Annotated in this window: 6 protein-coding genes; 2 read left to right on the forward strand and 4 right to left on the reverse strand. The window is 48.1% G+C overall.

The window, feature by feature from the left end; genetic code table 11:
• Window positions 1-101 precede the first annotated feature (101 nt).
• Complete coding sequence (locus QUB61_RS38215; protein ID WP_333136531.1) at window positions 102-977, reverse strand: alpha/beta hydrolase-fold protein; 876 nt, start codon at window positions 975-977, stop codon at window positions 102-104.
• A 200-nt stretch (window positions 978-1,177) separates the two neighbouring features.
• Window positions 1,178-1,330 (reverse strand): PIN-like domain-containing protein, encoded by a 153-nt coding sequence (locus tag QUB61_RS40340; RefSeq protein ID WP_445300338.1) that lies wholly within the window; start codon window positions 1,328-1,330, stop codon window positions 1,178-1,180.
• Between the two features lie 615 nt (window positions 1,331-1,945).
• On the opposite strand from QUB61_RS40340, the gene QUB61_RS38220 reads away from it, so the two are divergent.
• Window positions 1,946-2,380, forward strand: coding sequence for a hypothetical protein (locus tag QUB61_RS38220; protein ID WP_333136529.1), 435 nt, complete (start codon window positions 1,946-1,948; stop codon window positions 2,378-2,380).
• Between the two features lie 59 nt (window positions 2,381-2,439).
• Here QUB61_RS38220 and QUB61_RS38225 read toward each other — a convergent pair whose 3' ends face one another.
• Both QUB61_RS38225 and QUB61_RS38230 read right to left on the reverse strand, forming a co-directional pair.
• The gene (locus QUB61_RS38225; RefSeq protein WP_333136527.1) at window positions 2,440-2,649 is read right to left on the reverse strand and encodes a hypothetical protein; all 210 of its coding nucleotides are present in this window, start codon (window positions 2,647-2,649) and stop codon (window positions 2,440-2,442) included.
• A 229-nt stretch (window positions 2,650-2,878) separates the two neighbouring features.
• Entirely contained in the window at window positions 2,879-3,412 is a 534-nt protein-coding gene (locus QUB61_RS38230; RefSeq protein ID WP_333136525.1) for an HAD-IIIA family hydrolase, read from the reverse strand.
• A gap of 98 nt (window positions 3,413-3,510) precedes the next feature.
• Between QUB61_RS38230 and QUB61_RS38235 the strand changes: the two genes are divergently transcribed.
• Window positions 3,511-3,741 carry a hypothetical protein gene (locus tag QUB61_RS38235; protein ID WP_333136523.1) on the forward strand — a complete coding sequence of 77 codons (231 nt, stop codon included), beginning with the start codon at window positions 3,511-3,513 and terminating at the stop codon, window positions 3,739-3,741.
• The last annotated feature ends 245 nt before the right edge of the window (window positions 3,742-3,986 follow it).

Here is a 3,986-nt window from a genome sequence, read left to right on the forward strand (position 1 = left end):
TAACAGGTATATGTCGTAGTACCTTAAGAGAAAGCCGTCCTGCAAGGACGGGGTTTTAAACCCAGATTTTTGATAAATTTAGATTGTGCGAGAATACTCTGCTACGCCGTGAACCAGTCTAGTGCAGAGTCTATAATCGCGGGGGGAATTGTGTGGGGGCCGTCGAACTCCCGATAAACCACATCGTAGCCAGCATCCCGCACCTGTGGCACTATCTTACGGCTGCAAGGATCGATCGGTAAAACAGCGTCTCGCGTGCCGTGCGAGATGAACAGACGCGGTTCGCCAACCTGTGAAGCTGGTCTCATAAACCCCGGCGAGAACGCTATCACATGGCTGAACAAGTCGCCGTTCGTGATGCCGACGCTTAGGGCATAGGAAGCCCCGTCCGAGAAGCCCTCGATCGCAGTGCGGGTAGAGTCTACAGCGTAGTGGCTGAACGTCTGCGCCAGCGCCTGGTCAATCAAGGCGATATCGGGACCGTACCCACCCACCAGCACATCCCACGTCCGGCCGCGCGAGGCAGGTGCCAGCAGGATGAGTCCAGCGGCATCGGCGAGGTTTTGGAACGGAGTCAGACCGCCGCGTGCGTCGCCACCTGCGCCGTGCAGCATCACCACCAGTGGTGCGGGCTGGGAAGCTTGGTAATTTTTAGGCACGTAGAGGAGTCCGTCGCGCTGGGTAGAAAGTCCCAAGGGTTGCAGACCGCTTGGTGCCGTTCCTGTAGGCTGCGTTGGTCGTGCCAGCAGGCGTCCGCTTACAGATGCCCGATCCTGATTCTGTGGTTTGTATGTTCTCATCGATGTAATTCTCTCCATAGAATTGGTGGTACAGGCCGATCCAATCGTCCCAGTGATGCCTACCAAAAACATTCCAAGTAGGTGCCTTCGCCTTAATCGCGAACCGATGTCGGTTTTCTGCTTCAGCATGATGCCCTTGCTTCTCCTGTTGTCAAAAGTAAATTTTTCTCCCGGCACCAATGAGAGCAAATCACATCTTGCACTAAATAAGCAAACTGTTCTCGATTAGCCATACTGAGCGGTCCTTGTAAGGTGAAAAAGGAAAGTGCTTTCGTTGGTATGCCAGAACGCAAGAAACCGATCTCGCAAGCCGATCAGAAAAGATGAAAAGAAATAACTGTAGGTTGAGCAGCTTTCAGGTAATCGGCTATTTTAACCTAGAGGCGATTTTTTTGATATTCATAAGTCGCTTGATAGGGTATCCAAATTTGCTTCTTCAGGCGATTAAGAATTTCAAAAAATCTCTCTCGCGTGGCGGTAGCAAATCGCCCACAAACTGAAAGTCTCAACGATTCACAAACCAAGCCCACCTGTGCGGACTCAATTGGGCCTGGGTCGGCAGGCTTTGTTGAATAAAAGCGAAGCAACTACCGCCCCCCTTCTTCATGTTGGCGAAGCCTGCGCGTTGACCTTAGTCGCGTTAGCTATAGCGCATAGGCAGGTAAGGGGAATTGGCGCAGCCGCGATTTCCTTTTTACCTAGTATTTTGCAGTCCAGATAATGAGTCGGAAATGTTATTAAAAGTTAGATAACGATCGCTCTTGCTTCTACAAAACAATATTAACAGCTAGTGCTTTTTACAACGTCTTTCTCAGGTATGATAGTCAAGCAATGGCGCCCTGTTTTATCACCAGCCTCAGGGGTATTAGGCATACACAATTAGCTAATTAATTGTTGTGTCGCTGAGTTGCCAGTGAGATGATGCTTTAATGTTATTAGTGAGAAAATAGGGTTAACAGGCTGTTTCTAAAGAAGTGTAAATTCCTGGAGATCCCCCTAAATCCCCCTTTTTAAGGGGGACTTTAAAGATTTTCGGTTCCTCCCTTTTTAATGAAAGCTAGGGGGGATCTATCCAATGTTAAGCAACGCAGCCAGTTAACATTACTTTATAAACAGCCTCTAAGCAGCGTTAGATCTTGCCTACAATGGTTTGGAGTAAAGAGAGGATTATTCAAAAGATTTATTGGGCAGTGGACCGCTACGGGCGTTTCCACCCGCAACAGTACAGCCAAATTGCATCGGTATTGCGAAAGTTGGACAGTGCAGAGGTCTTCGAGATTCTCTACACCGTTTTGACTAATGTCGATCGCCCTGCAACAAGATTTGAAGATCAGGAATTCGCGGGAAGATTGCTACTTGACCTCCAACCCACCTGTAGCCTTGAGCTAACAGAAGCAATTCAAGGTTTATTGACAGCCTACAACTTCAGTATTGAGGAACTTCCTTGGTATTTTGCACAGCAGTACGGCAAGCAGGTAGTTCTAGAAATACTTGAAAAACTCAGAACTGAATTGAAGGGCGAGCAACAGCAGCAAAGTATTAAGACATGGGAATGGTGGTTACAGGCTTGCAAAGATTAGGTGTTTAATTGATTTTGGAAGCATTGCAGAGTACAACAACGCTGTTGCAACGCGCTGGCTTAAGTCCCTGGCATGGTTGTAAAGGTGCTAGCAGCCGCCTCCTTGGGCAGCTTGTTCGTCTTCGGGCGATCGCCCACATACAGTAAATTGTCAGGAGTGTGTTTGGGGCTGACCATTGCTAGCTGCAACATATTCGATCGCGCTTTACGGTAATGTCGGGACCACTTGCTTTGGCTGTAGTCATACCTCCTGCTGTGCTTGAATTTCATTGAGCAACATCTCGTCAGAGTAGGACGTTTCCCGTTCGCCCTCAAGCTTGAGCCGCACCGACTTTGCCCCCCCACTGTACAGACTACCCAGTAGCTATCCTCTTGTCCTTTAACCTGAGCCGCATCCTGGTTTTCTGCATTGTGGGAATCCCAGAATAGGCTTGAATAGATATTCAGGTAATGCCGTTGCTATCTGTAATCTCTCGTTCCATGACTATCCGGTCAATTACTATACTTCTGTAAGGTTGGGGACGATCGCCTCTTGATGTTGCTCGATCCAGTCCCATGCCCATTGAAAGGGGACACCTATTCGTTGGGCGGCTTGTTCATCTTCCGGGCGATCGCCAACATAGATCGAATTTTGCGGGGTGTGTTTGTGCCTGACCATTGCTAGCTGCAACATACCCGATCGCGGTTTGCGGTACTGCCCAGACCACTTCGTTTTGCTGTGGTTATAAACATTGTGACCAGTGACGCGGAAACACTTTTTACCCTCAAAGTCGGGGCAGAAGTATATCTCTCTCAACTCTGGGAATAACTCAAGCGTGTATTGCTGTTCCTGGATGCACTCTTGCATAGACTTATGACCTGCGGCAACTCCACCTTGGTTGGTGATGCCGGCAATTATCCAATCATCTTTGTAGGCGCCAATAGCAATCTCGGCGCCTTCAATAATCCGTTGATCTTTGGGATGTTCAAAGTATTGTTGTCCGCTGAGCGGTTCGCGGAGCGTACCATCCATATCTATTAGTAATAAGCTCATCGTTCTCTAAAAAATTCCCTGTTTTATTAAACATCATAAGCTGCGAGCCATTTTCTCTCCTCTAGCTAATGGAATGTACTGCAGCGGGCGATCGACTTATGTTGAAACGAAAGAGGTTGCCTCACCGCCAGAGATACAAATCTCGCCCATCAAGGAATTTATATCGTTTCCGGTTGCACGGGCACGATCGAGTCAAGGTTAATAATTCCACCTTCCTCGACGGACGACGGACGACTCCCGACTCCCGACTCCCCATCATTCCGAAATTGATATTAGCCCCACCTCACTGGCAGCAGAGACAACAGCTTTCTTTTGCCCCTCCTTCTTGAAACAAACTTGATGATTACCTCAAGTCCGATACCTCTCGAAGCCCAACAACGGCAACCACCTGGTAATTTATTGGCTTCAATCGAGCCTGCTCCTTAAAGTCCTCATTAAAAATTCTTCCGCTTGAAGATGAAATCACTCTAGGAAAGTTCGGTCGAGTTGAAATCTACGGTTCTACCGAACCTAGTATGTAAAACTAACTAGCAAAATGCCAATGTAAGAAGCTCCTCAGAATAAAGTTGTCAAA

The sequence above is a fragment of the Microcoleus sp. C2D2 genome (genome assembly GCF_036702495.1).
Lineage (GTDB): Bacteria > Cyanobacteriota > Cyanobacteriia > Cyanobacteriales > Microcoleaceae > Microcoleus.

Excerpts from the sequence above, each read along its gene's own strand:
- QUB61_RS38230 (WP_333136525.1), bottom strand. The coding sequence starts at position 3,412 with ATGAGCTTATTACTAATAGATATGGATGGTACGCTCCGCGAACCGCTC.
- QUB61_RS38220 (WP_333136529.1), top strand. The coding sequence starts at position 1,946 with ATGGTTTGGAGTAAAGAGAGGATTATTCAAAAGATTTATTGGGCAGTG.
- QUB61_RS38235 (WP_333136523.1), top strand. The coding sequence starts at position 3,511 with ATGTTGAAACGAAAGAGGTTGCCTCACCGCCAGAGATACAAATCTCGC.
- QUB61_RS38225 (WP_333136527.1), bottom strand. The coding sequence starts at position 2,649 with ATGAAATTCAAGCACAGCAGGAGGTATGACTACAGCCAAAGCAAGTGG.